Consider the following 535-nt stretch of genomic DNA (forward strand, 5'->3'; position numbering starts at 1 on the left):
GAGGGAACATGAAAACATTCAAGTATGGATCATTGGCGCTGGCGGTAATGCTCACTGCCTGTGGGGGCGGGGGCTCCTCGTCCGGTGGTGGTAAGGCGCCAGAGCCTTCCGCAAAGACGGAGACAGGGGTATTCACCGATAGCGCGGTCGCGGGTATCAGCTATCAGACGTCCCCAGGGAACAAGAGCGGAACGACCACGGCTCTGGGGGAATACAATTATGTTGAGGGTGATACCGTCATCTTTAGCATTGGCGATACCGAACTGCCAGCCGTAACGGCAACCGGGCGTGTCACGCCGGCGGATATGGCCGAAGGTAACGATGCGGATGTGGTAACCAATGTACTGCGGTTGCTTCAGACCCTGGATGACGACGGTAATCCTGACAACGGCATCACCATTAGTCAGCAAACGCTTGATAGCTTTGTTGGCAAGGATGTAGAGGTGAATCAGCCTGCCGGCGCTTTTGAAACCGAGGCGCAAACGGCGATCGGTGAAACCCTGGTAACAGAAGAAGAGGCCGAAGCGCATTTCGC

1 protein-coding gene is annotated in these 535 nt (G+C 56.3%); it reads left to right on the top strand.

Going from position 1 to position 535, the window contains the following annotated elements; genetic code table 11:
* Positions 1-8 precede the first annotated feature (8 nt).
* The coding region (locus tag A3730_RS11560; RefSeq protein ID WP_197477447.1) for a hypothetical protein at positions 9-535 on the top strand (527 nt) is incomplete at its 3' end.

It is taken from the genome of Alcanivorax sp. HI0044 (assembly GCF_001634945.1).